This is a genomic window from Enterococcus sp. UD-01 (genome assembly GCF_044909655.1).
Taxonomy (GTDB): domain Bacteria; phylum Bacillota; class Bacilli; order Lactobacillales; family Enterococcaceae; genus Enterococcus_L.
This window is the reverse complement of record NZ_JBIYEU010000002.1, coordinates 202,208-227,227: the sequence shown is the minus strand read 5'-3', so window position 1 is coordinate 227,227 and position 25,020 is coordinate 202,208. Positions and strand designations below refer to the sequence as shown.

23 protein-coding genes are annotated in these 25,020 nt (G+C 36.2%); 1 reads left to right on the top strand and 22 read right to left on the bottom strand.

The window, feature by feature from the left end; translation table 11 throughout:
• Positions 1-222: 222 nt before the first annotated feature.
• The 22 genes from ABH902_RS03445 to ABH902_RS03340 all read right to left on the bottom strand — a co-directional run bounded on the left by ABH902_RS03445 (position 223) and on the right by ABH902_RS03340 (position 23,802).
• Entirely contained in the window at positions 223-1,251 is a 1,029-nt protein-coding gene (locus tag ABH902_RS03445; protein WP_369964541.1) for a lysozyme family protein, read from the bottom strand.
• Positions 1,238-3,019 carry a CD3337/EF1877 family mobilome membrane protein gene (locus ABH902_RS03440; protein ID WP_369964540.1) on the bottom strand — a complete coding sequence of 594 codons (1,782 nt, stop codon included), beginning with the start codon at positions 3,017-3,019 and terminating at the stop codon, positions 1,238-1,240. Before ABH902_RS03440 ends, ABH902_RS03445 begins: the two co-directional genes overlap by 14 nt.
• Before the next feature lie 15 nt (positions 3,020-3,034).
• The gene (locus ABH902_RS03435; RefSeq protein WP_369964539.1) at positions 3,035-5,557 is read right to left on the bottom strand and encodes an ATP-binding protein; all 2,523 of its coding nucleotides are present in this window, start codon (positions 5,555-5,557) and stop codon (positions 3,035-3,037) included.
• A gap of 13 nt (positions 5,558-5,570) precedes the next feature.
• A complete protein-coding gene (locus ABH902_RS03430; RefSeq protein WP_369964538.1) occupies positions 5,571-6,257 on the bottom strand; it encodes a TcpE family conjugal transfer membrane protein in 687 nt (228 codons plus the stop codon).
• A gap of 2 nt (positions 6,258-6,259) precedes the next feature.
• Positions 6,260-6,583 (bottom strand): TcpD family membrane protein, encoded by a 324-nt coding sequence (locus ABH902_RS03425; RefSeq protein ID WP_369964537.1) that lies wholly within the window; start codon positions 6,581-6,583, stop codon positions 6,260-6,262.
• On the bottom strand, positions 6,584-7,603 hold the full coding sequence (locus ABH902_RS03420) for a conjugal transfer protein (protein ID WP_369964536.1): 1,020 nt from the start codon (positions 7,601-7,603) through the stop codon (positions 6,584-6,586).
• 19 nt (positions 7,604-7,622) lie between these two features.
• Positions 7,623-7,985 (bottom strand): hypothetical protein, encoded by a 363-nt coding sequence (locus tag ABH902_RS03415; RefSeq protein WP_369964535.1) that lies wholly within the window; start codon positions 7,983-7,985, stop codon positions 7,623-7,625.
• Positions 7,982-8,467 carry an antirestriction protein ArdA gene (locus tag ABH902_RS03410; RefSeq protein ID WP_369964534.1) on the bottom strand — a complete coding sequence of 162 codons (486 nt, stop codon included), beginning with the start codon at positions 8,465-8,467 and terminating at the stop codon, positions 7,982-7,984. Before ABH902_RS03410 ends, ABH902_RS03415 begins: the two co-directional genes overlap by 4 nt.
• A 12-nt stretch (positions 8,468-8,479) precedes the next feature.
• A complete protein-coding gene (locus tag ABH902_RS03405) occupies positions 8,480-9,781 on the bottom strand; it encodes a replication initiation factor domain-containing protein (protein WP_369964533.1) in 1,302 nt (433 codons plus the stop codon).
• Positions 9,782-10,210: 429 nt separating this feature from the next.
• On the bottom strand, positions 10,211-11,557 hold the full coding sequence (locus tag ABH902_RS03400; protein ID WP_379946910.1) for an FtsK/SpoIIIE domain-containing protein: 1,347 nt from the start codon (positions 11,555-11,557) through the stop codon (positions 10,211-10,213).
• An 81-nt stretch (positions 11,558-11,638) separates the two neighbouring features.
• Positions 11,639-12,043 carry a DUF961 family protein gene (locus tag ABH902_RS03395; RefSeq protein WP_369964531.1) on the bottom strand — a complete coding sequence of 135 codons (405 nt, stop codon included), beginning with the start codon at positions 12,041-12,043 and terminating at the stop codon, positions 11,639-11,641.
• A gap of 16 nt (positions 12,044-12,059) precedes the next feature.
• A complete protein-coding gene (locus tag ABH902_RS03390) occupies positions 12,060-12,380 on the bottom strand; it encodes a hypothetical protein (protein ID WP_369964530.1) in 321 nt (106 codons plus the stop codon).
• Positions 12,381-12,401: 21 nt separating this feature from the next.
• Positions 12,402-15,068, bottom strand: coding sequence for a SpaA isopeptide-forming pilin-related protein (locus ABH902_RS03385; RefSeq protein ID WP_404589184.1), 2,667 nt, complete (start codon positions 15,066-15,068; stop codon positions 12,402-12,404).
• A 208-nt stretch (positions 15,069-15,276) separates the two neighbouring features.
• Positions 15,277-17,010, bottom strand: coding sequence for a DUF2326 domain-containing protein (locus ABH902_RS03380; protein ID WP_404589183.1), 1,734 nt, complete (start codon positions 17,008-17,010; stop codon positions 15,277-15,279).
• A complete protein-coding gene (locus ABH902_RS03375) occupies positions 17,001-17,231 on the bottom strand; it encodes an ABC-three component system middle component 6 (RefSeq protein ID WP_379946660.1) in 231 nt (76 codons plus the stop codon). The genes ABH902_RS03380 and ABH902_RS03375 overlap by 10 nt, the downstream gene beginning before the upstream one ends.
• A complete protein-coding gene (locus ABH902_RS03370; RefSeq protein ID WP_404589182.1) occupies positions 17,215-18,198 on the bottom strand; it encodes an ABC-three component system protein in 984 nt (327 codons plus the stop codon). The genes ABH902_RS03375 and ABH902_RS03370 overlap by 17 nt, the downstream gene beginning before the upstream one ends.
• Before the next feature lie 494 nt (positions 18,199-18,692).
• The gene (locus ABH902_RS03365) at positions 18,693-19,766 is read right to left on the bottom strand and encodes a PotD/PotF family extracellular solute-binding protein (protein ID WP_404589181.1); all 1,074 of its coding nucleotides are present in this window, start codon (positions 19,764-19,766) and stop codon (positions 18,693-18,695) included.
• Complete coding sequence (locus ABH902_RS03360; protein ID WP_404589180.1) at positions 19,763-20,599, bottom strand: ABC transporter permease; 837 nt, start codon at positions 20,597-20,599, stop codon at positions 19,763-19,765. The genes ABH902_RS03365 and ABH902_RS03360 overlap by 4 nt, the downstream gene beginning before the upstream one ends.
• Positions 20,596-21,402, bottom strand: coding sequence for an ABC transporter permease (locus tag ABH902_RS03355; protein WP_404589179.1), 807 nt, complete (start codon positions 21,400-21,402; stop codon positions 20,596-20,598). The genes ABH902_RS03360 and ABH902_RS03355 overlap by 4 nt, the downstream gene beginning before the upstream one ends.
• 11 nt (positions 21,403-21,413) lie before the next feature.
• Positions 21,414-22,499: an ABC transporter ATP-binding protein gene (locus ABH902_RS03350; protein WP_404589178.1), complete on the bottom strand. Its 1,086-nt coding sequence runs from the start codon at positions 22,497-22,499 to the stop codon at positions 21,414-21,416.
• 15 nt (positions 22,500-22,514) lie between these two features.
• The gene (locus ABH902_RS03345) at positions 22,515-23,057 is read right to left on the bottom strand and encodes a helix-turn-helix domain-containing protein (protein WP_404589177.1); all 543 of its coding nucleotides are present in this window, start codon (positions 23,055-23,057) and stop codon (positions 22,515-22,517) included.
• A gap of 250 nt (positions 23,058-23,307) precedes the next feature.
• On the bottom strand, positions 23,308-23,802 hold the full coding sequence (locus ABH902_RS03340) for an aromatic acid exporter family protein (protein ID WP_404589203.1): 495 nt from the start codon (positions 23,800-23,802) through the stop codon (positions 23,308-23,310).
• Positions 23,803-24,011: 209 nt separating this feature from the next.
• On the opposite strand from ABH902_RS03340, the gene ABH902_RS03335 reads away from it, so the two are divergent.
• Positions 24,012-25,004 carry an oxidoreductase gene (locus tag ABH902_RS03335; RefSeq protein WP_404589176.1) on the top strand — a complete coding sequence of 331 codons (993 nt, stop codon included), beginning with the start codon at positions 24,012-24,014 and terminating at the stop codon, positions 25,002-25,004.
• Positions 25,005-25,020 lie beyond the last annotated feature (16 nt).

The window sequence follows — 25,020 nt, the reverse complement described above, 5'->3', positions numbered from 1 at the left end:
TCCTTTTAGGGAAAAGAAAAAAGACCAATATAATACAGAGCAGAAACCACAAAAGTGTTCTTCTTTGTATTATAGGTCTTGCCTGCTGAACAGTTACAATCCTAAAGATATTTCATTTTCTATGACTTAAGTATATATTGGAAGCGCTTAGTTGTCAATGGTCGTTTAAAAAAATAATCTTGGTTTTTGAAAAATCACTAAATAAATGAGCTTTTAGAATACCTATGGAGTTCCATAGCCCCAGATATAGCGACTATCCTTCTCATAAGTTCTCTTAGCAATAATATCTCCAGAATTCCCCTCAATTGTATGGACAGTATTATTTTCAAACTTCTCCACAATCCCAACATGATCACTGACCCCATCACCATCCCAATCAAAGAAAATAATGGCTCCACTTCCCGGTTCTACACCGCCATTTTGCCATTGGTTATTCGCTTTAAAATTGTTTATTCCAGTTGGACAATAGGCAAATCGTTCCATCTTTACATTTGCTTTTTCAGCTACATAAGAAACAAAGGTGGCACACCATTCCACACGACTGTTAAAACCATACCAGCTCCAATATTTTTCGCCACCTTCATGAATGCCTTCTCCTAGTTCATCTGATGCAATTTTCGCAATCTCGGAATTTCCACCAGTGCCAGTATTACTAGAATTAGAAAAGATATATTGCTTCACAATTTGACTATAAAACATGTTGCCATACGCATAGCGATAATCATACCCTAAGCCAACTGCCACTGGATTTGTATAGGTAACTGTCTGTCCGTGTGCTTGATTCTTGGAAAACTGGATGGCACTCTCCAATGAATAGTTTTTGCCAGAATGACCCAAAAAGCCACCTCCGAAATTGTATGCCTGCACAATGTTTAAAACATCATACTCCCGATGTCCTTTCCACATCTCCGCAAAATATTTAACCCCGACTTCTATTGATTCATCGGGGTCTGTTATGGAATTTGGTGGTCTTCCTTGGCTTTCACTACACTGCATGATATCGGGATACTTTTCAGAATTCCCACCTGATTCTACCATGATAATGCCTAATAGATAAGGCACAGCTTCGGGTATCTCATTTTTAACCGCTTCTTTTGTTACTTTTTCTTTCCAACGAAGCACCGCTTCTGGAAGATTTTGTTCCTCTTTCGTACCAGTACCACTAGTCGATGAATTTGCTCCACCAATCAATAAAATAAAAACAAAAAAGAAGCCAAGTAAAAATAGCGGCATACTCTTAGATAACTTCATAGGCTGCTTCCTCACTGACTTCTACGTCCTCATAGTTTTCTTGTCTGAGATCACCCATTTCTTTTGCTAATTGCTTGGCTTCTTCTGGTTCTATAGGTACTGGTTGGTGCTGAGATTCAGAAGTAAAACGAGACGGTTCAATTTGATCATCTCTATTTTCTTCGGTTTGGTCTATCCGATACTGCTCGGCTTCCTCAGAACTAGGTTGCTGGTAAAGAAGCCCATTATCCATTTCCTCCACTGGTAAGAACGCTTCTTGCTTTTCACTTGGTGACATTGACACCGTCTCGAATTCGGATTCACTATAAGAAAGTACCTCTTCTTCACTATCAGGATTACTTGATTCTCTTGTATTAATTGGGTCGTTCACTGATTCAGATATAGGTTCTGTCGCTTCTGTATCAAATGAAACTGATTCAGGAGAAGAAGCTTCATTTCCTGATTGAACCAATAAGTTATCTTGGAAATCATTCTGTCGGTATGCACGATCTAACTCTACTCCTGAACGAAGATAATCATTTTCTGCAGTTTGGGTCTTATACACTTGTTCTGCCAATCGATCCTGTTGATCTTCTTGTTGTTTTCTCTCTCGTTGCCGTTTACTAGCAATACTTTTAGGAAAAGTAAAATCTCGTAAATCTGTTTTCCCTTTTGTCAAAGAACGAACAATCTGTCCTTTATTTTTCCAGATAAATAGACCCAGTAAAACTTTGACAAATAGCCCCACTAACATGGTAATAATATTTGTCACGACAAAAAAAGAATCCAATAGGTTAATAATGGAAAAGAGCAACCCAAAACCAAACCCTATCCCAACCTTTGAGGCAAACAATGTCCCCAGCATCATAAATCCATTTTTTAACAAATGATGCATATTAGGAATCAATGCCAAAAAGAGTAGGGATGGAAAGAGAAAAATAATCCCGTAAATCAATAGTTGAATCAAAATATTGGCCACACCTATTAGTAATACCGCAATCCCTATCACGAGTAGCATCACAAAGGTATTCAATAATACAGCGACTTTTTCCGTCATACGATCCGAAGTGAGGTAAGAGTTTTTATCAGAATCTTGTTTGATTTTTTTCTCAATTTCTTTCGTTTTCGCTTTATCAAAGGCTTCTCCTTTTTTGACTAAATACAGCTCAAATTGTTCCTTTGTAATGTCAGTTTTTCCAAAATTGATTAATGCATAAGGCATAATTATAAATTCATCAAAAATCAGATTACGAATATTGCTGATACCATCTAGTTGCTGTCCACCACCAATCAGTTTTTCTGTCGTACTTTGATTACTGCTGTTTAGGCTACCGCTCGTTAAGTCTACTAATTGCCCTTGAACGTTCTGTGAAATCGTATTGACCTCTTGCACTTTGGCTGCACCGTCTGAAAAGAATGCCATGCTTCCAGCATAAATCAATGTAAAGACACCAAATCGAATCAAGGCTTTACTAATCCCTTTTTCAAAAAAGTCCTTCACTGATATAACAATCACAAAGGTGAAAAGTAAGATACCTAGCACGCTAAATAATTGGTTATAGATAGAACCAGCTGTAGAAAATAAATCTGGCAGTATTCCTTCCAAAAGATTTAAACTAAACAATTTATCAATGACATAATCAAGCGCAAGAACCATGTACTTAATCAGCCCAAAAGCAAGGTTAATTAAAGCGTTTAGAACACTTTGTAAATTCTCGTTAATACTAAACCAGCCGCCTTTTTCAAAGAAAGACTGGAAGGAATCAATATCAAATACATCTTTTAACAATAGACTCGCTCCCTTCTATGCACTAAAGGCAGTTTCCACGTCTGCACTTGAATTTTTCTTCACGGTTTGTAACATTTGATGCAATTCTTCATAGGGACAATAGACCAACATTTTCCCAACACGTCCTCTTAAATCTAAATAAAGACAATGGTACTTAGGTAAACTCTTCAACCACTCGATGTTCTCCTCACTTACTTCTAACCCTAAATGACGAAGAATCTCTTCTCGTTCATCCTTATCATCATAAGCAAAGATACGCCCAAAGTTCCCTGTGTCGTCTTCTTCTGCGGTGTCTTTTACAGACTGTGTCACAATAATCAAGGTATTGTTAAAGCTTCGACCGACTCGGCGCATAGCTTTAATAATCGCTCGCCCATTTTTTGACATGTTAAAAATCCAGCTTTCATCAAAAAGTACCACGGTGCTTTCTTCTCGGTCTCGCAAACCAAACAGCTCACAGAACTTTCCAATACACATCATTAACATGATTGATTTTCTTTGGGTGGCACTGTAATCACTACTTAAGGTTTCTGCTCTCGGCATTTCTAGTCCTAACACTTCAAGTACAGTCACTTTGTTATGCAAGTTCAATCCCTCATTTTCACCATAACTAAATGCCAATTCTAAAATAGACCCTTGAACAGATTTTTTAATCAAATTAGCCGTATCTCGGACTTCCTCATTGGTATTTTCTAACATGAAATCAACCACATCAAGAAGCCCGACTCGTTCTCCATGATCTCGTTTCTTTAAGACGACTTCGATGCCTTCTAACATAGCTAGACGAGATTTTTTCTCTCTGGCACTAGTAAAGTCGTACAGTTCTTCAAATAAGTCTTGTGCCATATCTTTTGCCGCAACTCGATTAGGAATAAAACAAATAGGATCAAGAACGCCTTTATTACTCTCTTTATCTGGATCAAGTCGGACTTGATGGAAATGCTTCTGAACAAAGGTACACGTTTCAGGATACTTTTTCTGGTACACTGGGTCATTGATCACTTCCATGATCCAATCAAAGAATTCAGATTTTGGGTCAACATAGAGTCCTTTTCCTTTCATCAATACAGAGAGAAAGAACACAAACTTAGCCAAATAAGATTTTCCATTTCCTGTGGGTCCTGTAATGGCAATGTGCGGACTATTCGCCTTCTTATCAGTAATATCACTTTGATTGCCAATAGAAGGATTAAAGAATACTGGCTTTCGACTGGTTTTCGCAATTTCTTTAGGCGTTAAATTTCGTGTGTTTTTCAATTCTGAAATCATGCCAATTGGGATACCTACATTGTCACCAATTCTATTTTCTACTCCTAACATTAATTCACTAATCCCCTCTACTGTGGTATAATGAATCCAATTTTTTTCGGGTCCTAATTTATTTCCAGACAAAAATTGGTGAAATAGAAAGACTTGGTCAGCCAGTCCTTTGACAATATCCACATTACGAGACTGACAGAGAGAAAGTACTGTACGAATTCGGCTGCGACACTCTTCTGGCGTTTGTCCAAAGACACCAAAAAGCCCCAACCATTTAACGACCGGGACTCGTAAATCAATTTTATTATTTAAATCAGTCAGAGCATACCGATTGAATCGACTGGATTTCATTTCAGCATCCCCCATGGATAGGGTTTCTTTGGCACTATTTTTTAAGCGTTTGGATGCCCTAGAAGATTTTCCTTTTAATCCTTTGCCTCCTTTCAAAGGCTCAAAATGTGCTTTCAATCGGAACTCTACTGGAAAAGGAAGGCTTTGAACGAGCTCTGCCACATGATTAAATGCCAAATTCGGCGCAAATTTATGAATTGGCAATAGCGCAATGTAGCTGCTTCCTTCTAAACTTCGTAACTTCAACAAGCCTTGTTCTTCCGTAGGATCAAGAATCGTATCAGTTAGTGAATACCCCTCTCTTTCAATAAAATCACTATCAAAAGAAGTCTCCATTCCACGAACATACGGATAGCGACAGACTTGTAACACTTCTTTTTCAGTTAATCTTCGACCATTGATCGCCCCGACTAGCTGAAAAGCTTCCGCTTCAATGATGCGATAGCGTGCCCAAAAATCCTCATCAACAGTCATGTGGTACTGCGTAATCGCTAACAGTTTACCTGCATAATAATCCACCAGCTCCATTGCTTTACCTTTAAGAGACGTAGCAGACGACAGACTAGACAATTTCACACCAATATAAAATTTCTCCGTTGTAATCACTCGCAGCTGACTTTCTAATTCAGACAAAGTGCGATCAATTAAGGTATCACCCATTTCTTTGGCTTGTTCATCAAAGCTTTTAGAAAAAGCAGACAATCGTTCATTGAGATTATATGAATGAGGATTGAGAAATAACTCAAAATCTTCAAAACGCCGCAAACTTTGAAGAAACTGCTGCCATTTTCGCTTATGTTTTTCTTGCACCTCTTTGTTTTGACCAATGACATACTCACTTGGACATGTAAAATATGCCCACACTTCATTTTCTGTCGTAATCAACACATTGCGGTACACTTTATGAAAGGGTTGTTTTAATCTCATACTTTTCCTCCTTTTATAATAATCGAGTAATGCGTTTCCGTATGGACTGTTTGATTAATGGTTGGTATTGGTCTTTCAACTTAGGCACCTCCGTCAGTGGAAGCAATCCATCTGTATAGTGCCGATGAAGGGTCTTTTTCATAAGCAATACCTCATCATCTGTTTCAAATAATTCATAGAATCCTTCTTCTCTAGTCTGTATCGACTCAAATTCATGGATGAGTTCTGGAACAATGGCTTCTTTTATCTCCTGTTTCACTTGATCAACGGTTAAGGTACTCATTGGTATCTTTTCCTCCTTTATCATCAATTGGCTCACCATACAACGGTGATAAATAACTTTTTCTCGTTTCATTGTTTGAAACTGCTCATGGTATAATACCTGATGCTTCATGACATACGTCACCAAATAGCTCATGTAATCTTTTAAGAAGATATCGGCTCGTTTGCCATCTGGTTCTACACGATTAAACAATTGAACCAGCCCATAAGGAATCGCAATAGAGACCATAATCACCAACTGGTTCATTCCAAACAAAAGTAATAAGCAGCTGAAAACCAGCGCAAAACTAACAGTAGCGACAGTAAAATCTTGCGCATAGACCACGAACGGTAAATTGACATTTTTCGCAATTTCTCGAATCATATATGGGGCATTAAACGGCTCACGATAATCCAAAATCTGTTTTTCTCTGTTCATGGCTATAACCCAAAATAACTTTTTAGATTAGACAATGAATTTAGAACACTGGCTGGGTCTTTAATCACGGCATAAATAATGCCACCAAAAAACAGAATCGCAAAGCCTTGTATCCACTTTGAATTCATAAATTCTTTAATGACTAAATAGACAACAACGACACCGAAAATCGGTGCAATCCAATCATTTAAAATGTAATTGCTGGCTTCTTTTGCATTCGCATCGGCATAAGCCGAGGGCGAAATTGAAAAGAATAAGAAAATCGCATTACAAATAACGGAGAGTTTCATTGTTAGAAGCTGCTTTTTAGAATAGAGTTGATTCATTTAAATTCCTCCTAGATAATGTTGTAGTTTTTCAATAAAATAGGTGTTATCTCGGTGTTTCAGTCCTAATGTCATCGTTTCTATATGGCTACTTTTTGTCTGTCCATCCACTAGTTTGAACGTAATAAAGACGACAATCTGCTTTTCTTTTATTAAGGGTTCAATCGTCACGTCTCCAATTTGATAATCGCCAGTCAATAACTCTGGTTCTTTCATCAAAAAGCTCATGTCCTCTATCGAATCTGAAACATACTTTTCAAGAAAGGCTTGTACAAAACTAGTAATCGCCTTTTCCTCTTTGTTCTCTAGTCGCTGGTACTGAGAACGATCGATTGTTGGTTGAAGTGCTTTTCCAGATGTTAACGAAGGCTCCATTGAAAAATAGGGATACGCAGTGACTTTAAATGATTGATTGTCTAATTGAACAAAAGGAATATTGAGTAACGTTTTTACTTCACTTTTCTCATAATCGATGTATTTTTCTTTGACGTTTACTACGTTGTCTCCTTCTTTTTTCTTCACTTCTCGTTCTTTTGTGACAGGTGTGGTAATTTCGTAAGTAATCCTGTATTTTGCGATCATTTGTCCCTGTTCACTCACCAAATCATAAAAATCAGCAGATAGTAATTTCCTCTCAAGCCCAGTATTTTTCTCTTCTTCCAGCTCAAAGTTGAAATAGGTGTTTTGTAACGTATTAAGCCTCTCCTCAAAAGCTTTTTGATCTGATGGAATCGAGATATAGGTAGTGATAAATGGATGTAAGAACTGCTTGTATAATTCAGATGCAACAGGCGTACTCGTATTTTTCGACAGTTCTTCTTGAATGGTTTGTGATAATGCTGCTTGTTCATTTTTTATCCTTCCTTGCATCTTGGAAGACTGAAACAACGCAATTGGACCACTTACTATTAAAAAAAGTGTCAGGATCAGAACACTTAGACGAACGGTACGGATACTCGCTGCTTTTTCTTCTTTTGGAACAACTGGTTTTGGTTGTTTTCTATCTTTTATAAAGTTCACGGTGTCACTCCTTGTTTTTTTAATGTAAAAAAGAGAACCCCTTTAATAAATAAAGAAGTTCTCTCGTAGAAAGCTGCGTCCCATAAATTTTTAAACGGCTGGGCTGGGAGCTAAATAAATAGGTTGCTTTGTAAAAATCGTAGGAAAAACCACGATGTAAACCAGTCTCACTAAAGCGCTCTAGTCCTTCAATATAGAGACTCGTATTCTTTGACAACATTCGTTCAAAGCAAAGCTCCCTTTTAGGCTGAAACACTAAATTCTCTCGTTGCGTCAATTTCTTAACGGTAAGAAATTGTCGGACTTGTCGCTCAGGGATTTCCCCTTCCAAGCAAATAAATCCATAACGTTTCAATTCCTCAGCTAATTGCTTCTGGTTCATGTCATAACCTCAATAATGGTATTGTCACTTGCTTGATAGAGCCTCCCGTCCTGACGTAACTCCTCTCCGATCCCTTCATAGTCAATATTCCATTTGATAATATCTGGTACACCAGAGAGATAGCCAAGATCATCCATTAGCTGTTCGGCATAGTCTTTGTAAGAATAACAATCAGAGTAGATTTGAATTTCATCAATCTGTTCAAAAGCATCTAAAATATCATTGAAAAATCCATAGTCAACAAGTTCACCTAAATAGTTAATTGCAGGGTGCCCATTATGTTCATCTAGTTGTTCGGCGACTTCATTCATTTCGTTAAAATTTTCATAATGAGAAAGGGTGAAGGGTGCCATATAGTCTGTTATTAAGTGTTCTTGCCCATCATCTAAACCGATTTTCTCTTTCACTTCTTCCCAGTCAATGGGTAATTCAAACCACCGTCCTTTATTGGCGTGAAGATTTTCAATATATAATTCAATCATTTCATTCACCTCTTATTCAAATAAAAATTGGGCTAGTAGCTGTTCCACTTCTTGTTGTGTAACGGATACAGTTTTAGAAGATACTGCCTCTTCCTCTTCTTGTACTAATAACTCTTTAATCGTTGTGGTTAGCTTTGCCAACTCCTCTTGGTCTTTTTCTTTCAATTCTGCTTGTTTAATCCGAGTCATTAATTCATCCGTGCCAAACGTTTGATCCATAATCCAAATTTTCTTTAACGTTGGGGCAAGATAATTGGAGAGCCAACGTAATGACTTTTCATAACTCGGCTTCTCTCCTTTCATGGTCAGTTTCAGTTCTTGCATACTTTCAATGACCATTCGCCAGTTGGCGCTGTATTGAGTACGCAACCCAGCTTCATCACAGTCGTAAACTTTGATTGCAGTATCAATTAGTTCTTTGACTACCCACTCTAATGTTTCACCAGTAGATAATAAATATTCGACAAAGAGATAAGCTTTTTCATCTGCTAATCGAATCTCATAACGATTCTTAATGCCATACTTTTGGCGAGCCATCTCGACAGATATTTCTTCTTTTTTCGCTAGTTCGTAATCTTTTTGATAGAAATTTAAGTAGAATGGTGACTGACGTGATCCAAAATATAGAGATAGACCTTTATTTAAACATTGCCCATTTTTCACAACAATTCCGCCAGTAAAATCAAAATTACGAAACGTTGTGTCAACTAATCCCTGCTCGTATTTTTCTTTCAGTTCAAATAAATCATAGCTTGGATATAGCAACGAAACCTGCTCATCCAGTGCCAAATCTATTCTAGTGATTTTTGTATCAATCATCCGATGATTATCAAAAAGATTCGTTTCATATAGTCGCCAAAAGAACTCTGTCCATGTTTCTTGTTGCTCTTCCAACACTAGCTCATACTCACGACACCCTCGACCTCGTAATTCAATCATGACACCCATGTCTAAGTTTTCAGGATTAGCGAACACAAATATTTCACTAAAACAATAGGTTTCTGTATAGTAGTTAAACCCATAATTTTTATAAATAAATACATCTGGATTCATTCGTAATACCTTTTCAATGACTTGATCTGGGGCATGAATCTTAAATCGAATCCGAAGAAAATCAATTTTCGCCTGCATTGGAAGAATCCCACCTTCTAAACAAAATGTTTGGTTGATTCGTTCAATAGCAGTTTTGGTGATGGTGCGTTTCCCTGTTTCAATCATAGATAAATAAGATTTACTCCAGTGAATCTTGTCTGCAAATTGCTGTTGGGATAACCCTAGTCGATTGCGTAATTGTCTAATTTCTTGATTGGTCATTTTTAGCCTCTTACCTTTCTTATATGTTCACAAAATCAATCCAAATCGTTCACACGTTTAAATGTCTATTCAAGCTAGGAGATATAAGGATTTCTGACGATTCTGAGTTCTCATTTTTAAAAAGTTACCCCCATGTTATTAAGCGGGGGTAACAAGTTAGAGCGAGCGCTGCTCGCCCTAACCGCTACACAGTCACAGACAGGACACCTGCCTGTTCCTTTTCGTTCTACCGCCACCCGTTAAGACGAGTGGCTTTCACAAGGAAACCTTGTTCATAGACGAAGTAGTCCATATCAGCTCCTTCCATCCGCTGAGGCAACGAAAAAAGGAAAACGAAACACACTTCTTTTCCTTTCCCTTTTTTCATTGAAATGTGTTGGTTTCCCATATACTTTATTAGTTACTGTTTCTCAATATACTTTTAGGTAGTTACTCTGAGTTCTTTACCTCAAAGGATTCTTGCGCTTCTTCAATCTCCTCCTCAGTCGGATCAACCTCTCTGGTATCTAATAGTTTCATCGATTCAATCTTTTCAAATTCTTTTAAAAAGTTATAGCCTTTAGGAACAAATGGAGCATAGAATTCTCTTGGGACAGCTGAACCATCATCCACATATCCTCTTCCTTTTATTGCCTTATTGATGAACGCCTTATTTTTTTGATCCGATCCAAAAGTCATATAATAGCCTTGTTCTTGAAGCTTTCCAACACTCACTCGAAATAGAATATTATCTCGAATCCCTCCACCAAAGTTCTCTGCATCAGGTCGTTGTGTTGCAAGAATTAAGAAGATACCTGCTTGACGAGCTTTCAATACTAATTCTTTTACATACCCTAAAATTTCATCTTGTTCTTTATAATTTAAGGTTCCAAAAAACGCCGCCCACTCATCAACGATAATGAAATAAGGTGGAATATCATAATAAGCAAAGTTCTTACCTGTTGTATAGGTTGGAAGAAGTTTCATGTAAACATAACGGCGATTCATTTCTGCCACAGCATTTTTTAAACAACGAGTGATCCATTTTGTGCCAGTAAAGATATGCCCCTTGAATAATTTAAGGTCTTGTAAATCCTTTAAATCGGCTTCTTTTGGATCGCAAATATCAACGGTTCCCACCTTTACTAACGCCTGAATCAATGTCAAAATCAGGTAGGTCTTGCCCCCACCTGTGCCTCCTGTAATCAACATATGTGGCACTTCTGCATAATCCCAAACCACACCATCCATCAATTTGACTTGACCATTTGTGACAACACAATCTGAAATGTTAATTCGTTTACTAATGACATCAATCATCAAGGAATAGGTTGTAAAGCCCATTTCTTTCTGTACATTGATAAAATCAGCAATATACATTTCTTCAAAAGTTTTCGCAATTTTTTCAAAACGATCATGCCACTTCATTCCATCTGTTGGAACGGTTAAATAAAGAATTTCCTTGGTATTCCGATAATAGACTTTAGGGAAAATCATCTTTTCTGTGGTTCTTTGGTTTGATTTTCGTTTTTTTTTATCATACAAGCCATTACTTTTTAACATCCGTGCTAACATCTGACGTTGATAAGCTCGATAAAAGAAGCCTCCTTTAAGAAAAGAATGCCTTCTCCCCCATAAACAGATAAACAATGGGAGTATGAGCAATAAAAAAAGCCCTCCAATTGGAAGAAGGAGAGCAGCATAATCTATTGATTGTTTTTCAGAAAATTTAGTTACAAATGGGTATAGTTTGAAATAGCCATATGCAGCACTAGCAAAAAGCGCTGGAGACCACATACCCAACAAGTAATAACGGTACAGATTCAAGTGATACGGACGGATTCTGATACCTCTATAGTTTAGAAATTTCATCCGTTATCATCCTTGTGAAGTGCCTGTAGGCTTTTGCTTTTCAGGTTTCTTATGAAGTGCCGCTACCTTTTTAATCCCACCTGCTCGAATTTTAAAGGCTTGTTCTGATTGAATGGAATCATTGTACCCAGCGTAAGAAGAGAGCCACGCTAACGCAGTCACTTCACCTGTTAGTTCAATTTCATCATCATAAGAAAAAGAAGCTAAATCCGTTGTTTCTGGCAATGCAATATCAATTTGGTCATTTTTTGCTTCGGAATAAACTGTCACTCGCTGCTCTCTTACCATTTCTGTTCGGTTCCCTTCACTATCATTTTCATAGATCGATTGAGTGCTTAAATAATAACAGGTTCCAAATGTTTTCTTAATATCAAAATCCTTAATCGTGTTTTCTTCAAATTTTAAACTCATTTATTTTTCCTCTTTTCTAGTTTAGTGTGATTAATTGCTTGGCAAAAACTTGTAATTCTAACGATCGACTGGCAGTTCCAATATTATTTCGTTTGGCACTAGGAACTAACGTAGCATCCTTCAACTCCACTTCTTTTCTTCCATCAAAGCGCTGTGAGTTTCTTAGATTTGGCACGATGATTTCAAAATCTGGATGCAGTGCAGATGAAGCAGTAAAAATGCGACAAGGTACTCGTTTTCCTTCGATATAAATTTCTCGTTCTTCTTTCACTGTAGCTTTGATTTTAGTACCAAGTTGTTGTTCCTTTAAAGCAATACTCGTGACACGATTTGACATAATTGATTCCTTCTTTCATTCTTATTTTGTTTTATTTCCCTGTTTTTTCTTTTCATAAAAGTAATAGCTAGCAATACCAACCAGTAACAAACTTCCCAGCGCGATTCCTAAAATGGATGTTTTTTCACCTGTTTGTGGCAAATTTCCTTTTTCAGTTGGAGTAAGTTGATTGGTCATGGTACATTTGACTACCTCGCCATCTTCTTTGATTTCAAATTGAATCGGTGTTTCGTCTAATTGATAACCAGTAGGGGCTTCAAATTCTTGGAAATAGTATGTGCCTTTTGGTAATTTTTCAAAGGTGAATTGACCTTGGGTATCTGTTTTTCCTTCAATCACTACTTTTTTATCTTTGTCAAGAATACGGATACCAGTATTTGGCAGAGTTTTTCCATTCGATATATCTTTTTTCGTTAACTCTGCATTCCCTTTAACCAAATGGTTTTTTAGCTCTAGTAATATGATCGGCTCATCTGTGGTAGGTTTCTTAGAATCTGATTCTTCGGTCTGCTCGATACTTTCCTCTTCTTCACTTGTTTCTTCATTCATTGTTTCACCAAGAAGTTGACCTTTACTATCATAGGCTTGAACGCCTTTTAGTGTAGAGATAATTTTATAGGTTTCAGAAGAACCTACGTAATTCTCAGAAGATGGTTGCTTCTCTTTCAAATAGAACGTTCCGACAGGTACATTCGTGAACGTAGCCAAAGAATCCTTATTGACTGTGACTGTTTGAATCACTTCTTTGTCTTCCGTCTCTATGGTGAAAATAGCACCCTCGCCATTTCCAGTTAAGGTAAAATCATAGCCGCTTTTTTCTTCTAACGTTGCTTCTTCATTTATTTTCTTTAATGAAAACTGATTAAAATGAAGTTTATTTAACAGCGGCAGTGATTCATCCTCTTGATTGTCTTTAGGTGCATAGAGTTCAATGACTTTTTCTGTCTCATGATCCGTTGCTTTAAACTCAAATTCATGATGGGTCAAATCAATATCATGGTTTTCTCCAGCATCCAATTCTCGAATGTAGTACGTTCCTTCCATTAGTTGTAGATTAGGAAAAACAAGTTCCCCTTCATTAACTGTTCCAAACGCTAATAAAGCATCAGCTGGCACAGTCGTTTTATCGGTCATTGGATATTCTTGGTCCGTAAATAAGCCAAATACTTTGTCATTCGCTTTCACCTCTTCTAGTACTGGCATATTTGCCTTCCAGCCCTGAATTTGTTCTTCATTTTTATGAACAGTGATCTTTAGCTGTTGAAAGTCATTCTTTGCTTCAAGTGATTGAGAAACCAGCTCCACATTTTGTCCTTCATAGGTAAATTCAAAAGGTAAAGGTGTTGTATTCATCAGGTATCCAGCAGGTGTTGCTGTTTCAATGGCTTCATATTTCCCTAGATATAGCTTAGGCATACTGATTAGTTCGCCATTCGCATCTGTTTTAACAGTCGCTACAACACTTCCTTTTTTAACATGAACATGATCACCTACTTTAATATCTTCACGAGCTTTAATAGTAAATGTCACATCAGCTAAAGGAACATAATCAAAGATGATGTCATGTAGCTTCCCATAATCAGAGTCAGTAGTAGTAACAGTAGTAGCTTTCTGACCTGTCTTTTTTAATTTTAATAACCCTTGTTGGGCTTTATTTCCAAAAATCACTTCGATTGTTTTGTTTGGTTCAATCGTGATTTCCTTTAATTCACCTTTATTCACAAACCCATTACTAGCAGTGACCTCCGTAATTTTTATTTTTGTGCCTGCTTTTACTCCATCAATATGCGCCAAACCGTTCGTATCAGTGACAATCTCTTTTGTTTGTCCGTTATATTCAAATTTCATTTTGGTATTAGGTACAGCTTTTCCAGTATCTTCATCTACTTTTTTCAGTTTGACATTACCATTTAGATTCACTTTAATATTCAGATTCATTTCTCCAGCATTGGATAATTTAAATGTGGCGACAGTCTGTTCACCAGGTTTCTTGTAGACGAAACTTTGACCCACTTGATCTTTTGGCACCATACTGTATTGCAACTTACCAGACTCTTTAGAATCAGCCGTAGCGGTTAATTTCAGTTTATTTCCATTTTTTTCAACTTGTAGGTTTGCGGAGTTTTCTAAAAGATTGTCATATTTTGATAAGACATTATTTGTATCTATGAGCGTAACAGAATCCCCTACATTTAATGTTATGTTCTGATTCGCAAAACTTGGCTTAATTTTATGATTAGCTACGTTTGTTAGAATTTCATTTTTGCGAGTTTCATAGTTTGGAAGTTGAGTGGTTAATAAAGTATCACCAAATTCTTCCCAGATGATGTTTTGGGTAATTCCATAATTTTCCATTGTCGGGTTAATTTGATAGCCGTAATAGGAAATCAAGGATAGACGTTCTTTCTCAGTACCGTTTAATTCAGATGGTTCAAATCCTGAACCACCATCCAATAGAACACCATGTTCAATACAAAAAGCAGGTTGATTATCTGCTTTGATCATATGCACACCATTGTCTGTCCAGTGTAAACCACCTAAAGATGCAATATGCCAAGTTGAGATGTAATCTCCTATTTTTTCATAATTAACAGTTGCCGCAAGAGCTGTAATCGGAGTAATAAAAAGAGCAATCATCACTGTGAATACACCCACTAGCGAGATTGCTTGACGTTTTTTCTTATTCATTTGTTTTCTCCTTTGTTTGTAAATTTCATTTAATTTGTTTTGTTGTTGGACTCCTTATTTTAAATATAATCCCTCCTACCATAAAAAATTACACAAAAAAAAGCCATATGAAAGCATTTCTTAAAAATGCTCTTTTCATATGACCATAGTCAATCTTACTCTATTCAATACTAAGATTAACTTACTAAGTTTACTAAAATTAAAATGTCTACAATTCAGAGTTATCCTCTTCAATTCTAAATAGTTTATCCTCATCTGATAAGGTAAGTACAATATGATCTTTGTTATTCAATTCAGTTGGAAGTTTATCTTTTAAAATTGAAAAAATCAATTGTATTTTATTAGTTTTCGCAAAATTACTTACTCTTTTTAATTGGTTTCCATGCATCAATTCTTTCTTATCATTTAAAAGAAAATCCAAGTGGGGTATACCATTTTTTCTTGCAAAAAGAATATAGGCTATATCAAAGCAAATGATTTCACCTTGTTTTTTACCAGAACTTGTATTTGCATTAAAACATTCAAAATAATAAAAATTTTGTTTAGTTTTACTGTCTTCCCTAACTTCATAAGTAATCCCATATTGTTCACCATATAATTCAGTAGAAACAGATGCAAAAATTTCATTAAAATCCAAAAGTTTTTCTGTCAATTCATTTTTGAATTCATCTGAAAAACGACCACCATCCAGTAGTTCTATCTCATCGCCTAAATTAGAAATCACTTTCTCTGAATCATTTATTTGCTTTAATGAATTAGAAAGTTCACCTAAATACTCGTACTCATGAGTTAACTCACTTATAATCTTTTCCAGATCTTGAAAAGTGTCACTACCAGAAATACTTTGAACCAGCAATTTTTCTTGAGCTAACAATTCTTTTAAACTAGCGTTATAAATATTTAATTCTTCTTCTAGTTTTGGCAAGTCTTGAGTGATAAACCGAATTTTTTCTATAATCATTTTATTATGATATTGAACCATCATTTCAAATGTCGATTGAATACCACTAATATCTTTTTTAGCAGTAGAATAAATCTCTCTTAATTCATTGACATCTAAAGTCGATACTTCATTTTGTAACTCGTCTTCCGTCTCAACTAATAATTGTTTTCTCAAATTTAGGTCACTTATTTTCGAACTAATTGAAGCAATTCTTAATTTCAACTGATTTAACTCATCTAATTCTTGTTCATAGTTTTCATTAATATTCAGTTTACTTTTTCTTGATTCTAGATTTCTAATTGTTCTTTTAACTATTTCAATTTGAAATTTTATTTCAGTTCCAGAATGTTCTTTTTCTAATCGCTTCTTGTATTCTTTTTCAAGTTTAATTTTTTTATTTAACTGGGATCTATCCAAAACTGGTAATCCAAGCATAAATAAAAATAAAGTCTCATACTCAATTAAAGTAGTGAAATTGTTCAAGTATTTCAAAGTATTTTCAATTTCTCTATCTTTATACCTTATATTATGAGCAATAAGCTGTCTAAAAGAAGGTTTTTCTGATTCTCTTTCACCATAAATTAAAATGTTCAATTCTTTTTCGAAATCTTTTCCTTTATTTTTTGTATAATTAATACCATTGATTGACATTACTTTTTTGTTTCGACTAAGAAAATTGCGATTTATAATAATTTCCTTTGAATCAACAATATCCAAATCTTCTTTAATTGATAAAGATACCATAACTTTTTTATCAATTAAGAATTTTTTCACATAAACGATATCCTTTTTAGTTTCTGAATCCTTATAAATAGTTTCAGCGTCTCCACCAAGACAGTAATCAATTAAAGCAAGCACTGTTGTTTTACCAATATTATTTCCTGTTTCTAGATCGGTTATTCCCACAGTCTCATCTACAATTAAATTAGAGCCATAATGAAATGGAATTCTACGAATAATCTGAGAATCTGAAGAGATAGTCAATTCTCTTAGGTACATAAAACCACACTTCCTTCATCATTTATTATAACTGCATCTATAAGGAACAGCCAATCTAAACAATACGCATAATTTCGTAAGGAAATTTGCAGTTTCTCTTTTAAAACATTGTATAAATCAATAATATTATATGGATCAGAACTACTTTTTAATGTTTTCAGAAGTATAGCAGAATAATAATAAACACTTGTTTCAGGTTTAATTTCACTTGGTAATAACATGACTATACTCCTTTGGATTTCTAAATATTTTACATCTAATAAAAGCATCTACAACTATTATTCTTACACACATTTCTAAAATATCTTCTTCAATTTCCTCAATGTTATTACTCTCCAAAATATAATCTTTTATAGAATTTACGACATTAAAGAAACGCTCAACGTTTTCAATTGGTTTAATTATTTCTTTTTCGTAAAAAGAAGTGACTTTCCTTAAAACTGAAATCCTCTTATTTTGGCCTTCATGATCAAAAATTTTGTATATTGAGTCTACTTTATTATAGTACACTTTATATTCATCGATTGTAGTTTCTTTTATCAAATTTAAATCATTGAAAGTTACTTTTTCATCGATATTGAAATAATCTAAATTAGTCGGATTGGAAGTCGTACTTAAATTTTCTTTAGCGAGCAACTGTATTATAGTAGTTAGATTATTATTAATTTTTACAGAGTCTGGTTTTTGACCAAATTCTTTTTCAAACAAGTCATTTACTATAGTTTTTCTACCAATTTCTAGTTGAGAGATACTGTTCAGTAAAACAACTTTATCATATATATCGTCCGCAGCACAAAATTTAATATTATGAGGATTAGCAATTTTTTTTGTTCGTAAAGAGCTAGCTTCATCTGCAATAAACATAAATTGGAGTCCATATCCCTCTTCCGCATACCCCTTGATTGACTCTTTTTTTAAAGTTGATTCAATTTTTTGTTTTGTAGCAGTAGAAGAAACCTGTACAATAATTTTATTGGTTTCATCAATTAGGTCAATTGCCTCAAAATTAGCTACTAAAACATTAGCAGATTGCAATTCATATTTATAAACAATATTAATTAAATCTCGATAAAATGTTTCAGCATGAATGTTTAAATCTAATATATTCAACTTACCATTTGTTTTTATTCGTTGAGCTAAAACTTCTAGCCACTCTGAAATATTATTAAAATATCGTTGAGAATTCAATTTTTTCTTCCTTTCTATAAATAGAATTTAACGATCTACTAGCATTAATCATAACATTTTTCAAGATGCTAATAAATAAATTTTTAGTTAATTTGATTCCTACTTTCTAGTTAAATTTCTCTAGGAAAAACTCTGATTGAAAACATTAACAGGGTGCTTTTATTAGAAACTTTGAGAACGGCCAACTAAAAACTTATTCCACGCTTTATTCATTAATTGAACTATATTTTTCCCTCCTAAAAAGACTATTTTTCTACCAAAAATAGCTAGCACAAGAATTTATCATTTTTTATCTTTTTTGCCATACATCTATATAAGCTATATTTATCAAGGCTTACAACATTTTTTTCTCTGGTAGAAAACTGTGGTAGAAAACGCAAAAAAAGCGACAATTTCGTCGCTTTTGGTAGAAAATTGGAAAACTGACAGCTAAAATGGTGGCTCATTTCTCTATTTTTTGATTGATTTATCGCCATTTTAGCTGAGTTTTCATGTTATTTCCGATACATCTTAAATTCCAAAAACAGGTCGTTATAAATTCCCAAATATTCCGCTCCTAAATCCTTGTAGACTTCCAGATGCTTAATGACCTCGTCACTTGGATAAAATTGTTCATCACTTGAAATTTCTTTTGGCAGTAGTTTTTTTGCGGCTTTATTCGGTGTGGAATACCCAATATATTCCGCGTTTTGAGCTGCGTTTTCCGGTTTAAGCATGAAATTAATAAAGTCGTAGGAGCCTTGAATATTTTTAGCAGTTTTAGGAATCACAATGTTATCAAACCACAAATTAGAGCCTTCTGAAGGAATCACGTAATGTAGATGCTCATTGCCATCAAGCATTTCTGAAGCTTCACCGGAAAAAGTTACAGCAGCCGCACTTTCTTCGTTAATCATATACATTTTGATCTCATCAGCGACAATCGCCTTAACATTACTTGTAAGTGTGTTCAGCTTATCGGTTGCCTGACGCAGTTGTTGATCATTTTTGCTGTTCAATGAATAGCCTAGACTGTTTAAAGATAAGCCCATCACTTCTCGAGCTCCGTCAATCAGCATCACATTGTCTTTTAGCTCCGGTCTAAACAGATCATCCCAATGCTTCATTTGATCTTCATCAATAAATTTATCGTTATAAATAATGCCTAAGGTTCCCCAAAAATAAGGAATGGAATATTTATTTTGCGGATCGAAATCCAAGTTTAAAAAGCGTTCGTCGATATTGTTCAATCCTGTTAGCTTCTTATGATCGATCGGCAGCAGCATATTTTTTTTCATCATTTTTTGAATCATATATTCTGAAGGAATCGTAATATCATAAGCTGTACCGCCTTGTTGAATCTTGGTAAACATCGCTTCGTTGGAATCGAAAGTTTCATAATTCACTTTGTAGCCAGATTCCTTTTCGAACTTTTTAATTAACGCTGGGTCAATGTAATCGCCCCAATTATAAATCGTCAGCGTATCTGCACCAGCCATACCGCTGGCTTTTTCCAGCTGACGGACACCTAAAAAGAGAATCAAAATAATGGCAAAAATTCCTAAAAACAAAGATTGTAGTTTTTTCATTTTAGCTTTGCCACCTCGCTTTGCTGCTGTCGTAAGCGTTTCGCTGCTCTTGAGTTATTATCCTGACTAATGAAGTAATAGCCAATCACCAAAATCATAGAGAAAATGAACACTAAGGCACTCAAGGCATTAATTTCCAAACTGATACCTTGTCTGGCCCGCGAATAAATTTCTACAGAAAGTGTTGAAAAACCATTGCCAGTTACAAAGAAAGTAACCGCAAAATCATCTAAGGAATAAGTAAATGCCATAAAGTAACCGGCGATAATGCCCGGAGACAAGAAAGGCAAAATAATGTTTTTAATTACTTGGAGATTATTGGCACCCAAATCACGAGCAGCATCAACCATAGAATCGTTCATTTCCTGCAGCTTTGGCAGTACCATGAGTACAACGATTGGAATACTAAAAGCGATATGTGAGAGCAAAACACTGGTAAAGCCCAAGCTGATAAAACCGACCGCTGTAAAAAAGATCAGAAAGCTAGCACCAATAATAACGTCTGGTGACACGAGCAAAATATTATTAAAGCTTAGCAAAGTCGTTCTTGTTTTCCGTTTTTTCGTGTAATAAATGCCCATTGCTCCAAAGGTTCCAATAATTGTGGCAATCAACGCAGACAAAAAAGCCAGCAGAAATGTATTTAACACAATAATCAGCAGACGAGTATCTTCAAAAACAGCCGTATAATTAGCCAAGGTAAAGCCGGTAAACTGATTCATTGTATCGCTATCGTTGAACGAGTAAAAAATCAAATAAAAGATCGGCGCATACAATAAAGCAAAAATAAAGATCAAGTATAGATACGACCACTTAAATTTTTTCTTTGTCATTGTCCCCGTCCTTTCTTCTTTTCACCGGTTAGCAGCATGACGATAAACATCGCTACAATCAAAATGACGCCAATGGTTGAGCCCATGCCCCAATTTTGTGTCACTAAGAAATGCTCTTCAATCGCAGTCCCCAACGTAATGACCCGATTACCGCCAATCAAGCGTGTTAGCATGAATAAGGAAAGTGAAGGAATGAAGACAGCCTGCACGCCACTTTTCACACCGTTTAAGGATAGCGGGAAAACCACACGCAGGAAGGTCTCCATACTATTTGCGCCCAAATCACGACTAGCGCTGATTAAGGAAGGATTCAGCTCTTCTAAGGCATTAAAAATCGGTAAAATCATAAACGGAATTTCAATATACGTGGCAACAAACAGGAAACTAAAATCGGTAAAAAGAATTTGCTGTGAACCGATCCCTAAAAAATTCAAAAATTGATTGACATTACCGTGAATACTAAAAATCCCAATAAATGCATAAGCTTTCAATAATAAATTCACCCACGTCGGTAAAATAACCAGCATTAGCCACAATTGCTTGTGCTTTAATTTCGTCAAAAAATAAGCCGTCGGGTAACTGACCAAAAGCGTAAACAAAGTAATTAAAAACGCATACCAGACCGAATTAATGGTCATGCTTAAGTACGTCCCAGAAGTAAAATAGGTTCGGTAATTCGCGAAAGTAAACTGTCCGTTCATATCAAAAAATGACTGATAAATAATCATCAAAACAGGAGCAATCACGAATAAAAGCAGCCACATAACATAAGGAACGGAGTAAATTCGCCGCATTGTTTTCATCGTTGTTCCTCCTATTCTTCGTAGCTCTCTAAACGAGCATCAAAGTCTTCTTCTGATTCATTAAAGCGCATAACATGAATATCCTCCGGTTCAAAGAATAAACCGACCTTCGCACCCTCCTGCGCTTTTCTAGTAGAATGAACGATCCATTCATTATGATCCTCATCATGACAAATAATTTCATAATGAACACCACGAAATAGCTGTGTATCTACAGTCACCACCAGCTTGCCGCGATCTGCCGTTGTGATAGTGAGATCCTCTGGACGCAACACAACTTCGACGGATTCATTTTTTTTCATGCCACCGTCCACACATTCAAACTGCTTGCCGACAAATTCCACCAGATTATCCTCAAGCATCGTCCCGTTGACAATATTGCTTTCTCCCACGAAGTCCGCCACAAAATGATTAATCGGCTCATCGTAAATATCTACCGGCGTACCGCTTTGTACAATATAACCCTTGTTCATGACGAAAATTTCATCGCTCATCGCCAATGCTTCTTCCTGATCGTGGGTGACAAAAATAAAGGTAATTCCTAAACGCTGCTGTAAATCACGCAGCTCATACTGCATGTCTGTACGCAGCTTCAAGTCCAATGCGGACAGCGGCTCATCCAAAAGCAAAACCTTTGGCTCATTAATAATCGCTCTGGCAATCGCCACCCGTTGTCTTTGACCGCCGGACATTTCACTGATTTCTCTTGTTTCATAACCTGGAAGCTGAACCATTCTCAACGCATCTTTAACTTTTTTTTCAATTTCTTTTTTAGGTAATTTTTTTATCTTTAAGCCAAACGCAACATTATCAAATACATTCATATGCGGAAATAAGGCATAATCTTGAAAAACCGTATTAACTTGTCGTTTGTTCGCAGGAATCTCATTTATTCGTTGACCGTCAAAATAAATATCGCCTTCCGTCGCATCCGCAAAACCGGCCAAAATACGTAAAATCGTTGTTTTACCGCAACCGGACGGGCCTAATAAGGTATAAAATTTCCCTTGTTCTATCTCAAAGCTGACCTTTTTCAGTACTTTTTCATCGTCATATACTTTTACAACATTTTCAAATGAAATAATATTTTTTTTCAATGCTCAATGCCTCCATTATAAATAAGATTCTGTCGCGACAATCAGCACCCGGCTCTTGCCTTTGGCATGATTCACCAGCTGATGCGGCTCTGTGGCCTGATAATACATGGACTCCCCTTTTTTAGCTGAATAAACAGTTTCACCCAATAGCAACGAAACAGAGCCGTCAATGACATAGACAAAGGTTTCAGATAAAGAAGGCTCAAACATTTTATACTCACCGTTTTTATCAAAGGTTAAAACAATCGGTTCCATTTCTTTCTCATTTGATTCCGGAATCAGCCATTTTAGCTCATAGCCATTTTCTTCATCATAATAAAGCGTACTATCTTCATCTTTATACACCACTTTTTGTTCAGAGGTCTGTTCACTAAAAAACTGCTCCGGGGTAATCCCTAGCACCTCTAAAATATTGAAAAAGGTTTCCATGGATGGAGAACTTAAGTCACGTTCCAACTGCGAAATATAGCCTTTTGTCAAATCTGTTCGTTCGCCCAATTCTTCCTGCGTTAAATTTTTTTGAATGCGTAAATTGCGCAGCTTCTCACCAATCTCCATACTAACACCTCTCAACAAATTTTTCGAAACTTCTGCAAAAGTTTTCTAATACTAAACTTACAGTTTAGTTTCACCTTTTCTAGTATACGAACTTTTCAAAAAATAGCAACCGATTTTTATCAAAAAATGCGACTTTTTTTCTTCCAATAAAAAAAGTGGACGAAACAAAACTAAAAAACAGTTTTGTCCTGCCCACTACTTACGAATAAACGGTGACCGAAGAACCTAAACGACTTTTGGCTCAACCTCTTTAAGGATTTATTGATTTTTCTTTTGAAACGGGTACGGCTTTTCGTTGTCTTAACGGAATAGCAAAGTTAACTAACAAAGCAACGCCCATTCCCATAAAGCTGTCGATAACCCGATCAAAGGCATAGCCATAGGTTTGATGTGCCGGAATCATAAAGACAATGGTTAAAAGTGTAGCACAGGCTCCCACCGTGCCTTCATGATAGCCCAAACCAGCCAGAATCGCGATCATCACCATGATAATTAAGGGCATAAACAACAGCTGTACCACCTCGCTGCGACCCAAAAGATCAAAGACCGTAATGACTGCTAGCGACATAATCGCACCCAAGACATTGCCGATAATCCGATGCTTACCATATTTCACTGTATTCTCCAAATCTTCTCTTAAGGTAAACACCGTTGTAATGGCTGCAACCACATAAGTATCTCTTTTTAAAAGAATGCTCAGTAAAATACAGAAAAAAACGCTGAGCCCTGTTTTAAATGTTCTCATACCAATCTTAAATTTCAACTGCGAAAATCCTTTCAGTTTGTTCATTATCTACAATTTTTTTGTTTCATCTTGTCTAAAATGCTTACATTATTCATTCTACCTTATTTTTCTTAGATAATGAAGAGCTCTTTAAGAAGAATTTCCTAAAGAAAAAAAGAGAATATGTTATGATAGTAAACATAATATACAATAGTACAAGGAGAGCAATTATGGAAAAATTTTCTGGATTAGTCGTAAATAAACAAGAAGATACAGTCACTTACACAGTCGAACCCTTGACTGTCGATCAACTTTCACCCGGCGAGGTACTGATTGAAGTCGCCTACTCTTCAGTCAATTTTAAGGATTCCTTGGCAGTGAAAGCCAATGGCGGCGTGATTCGTCAATATCCGATGATTCCCGGTATCGATCTAAGCGGAACAATTGTTTCATCTACAGATGAGCGGTTTGCTGTTGGACAAGAGGTACTGGTCACAGGTTACGGTACAGGCGTTTCTCATACAGGCGGTTTCGCTGAATATGCACGTATTCCTGCAGATTGGCTGGTACCGCTGCCTCAGGGACTGGATTTAAAAGAGGCTATGATTATCGGAACTGCGGGTTTCACAGCTGCTCTGTCCATTGATCAGTTAGAAAAGCATGGTTTAGTTAAAAACAAAGAAGCTGTGATTTGTGTAACTGGTGCTTCAGGTGGTGTAGGCAGCTTAGCCATTGCCATGCTGAGCCAGCTGGGCTATAAAAATATTATTGCTTTAAGTCGTAAAAAAGCAGCCAGCGAGCAGTTAAAACAATTAGGTGCCAGCCAAGTGCTATTGCTGGAAGATTTTTTACCGGAAAAAAGTAAGCCGCTTGCTAAGCAAACCATTGATTTTGCCATTGATGCGACGGGTGGTGAAGTAACGAGCGCTCTGCTAGCTCAGCTTCGCTATGGCGGCAGTATTGCACTTAGCGGCAATGCAGCCGGCGTTACATTAAACACTACCGTCTTACCGTTTATTTTACGCGGCGTTCATTTACTGGGCATTGATTCAGTCAATGTTTCAATGGAAGAGCGACTGCAGATCTGGTCACGTTTAGCTACTGATTTAAACATTTGTCAACAAGCACTCACAAACGAAACAACTTTAGCAGAACTGCCCGCAACATTGGCACAGCTTCAAGCTGGCACCCATATCGGCAGAACGATCGTAAAATTGAAATAAAGGAGCCTTCACTCTC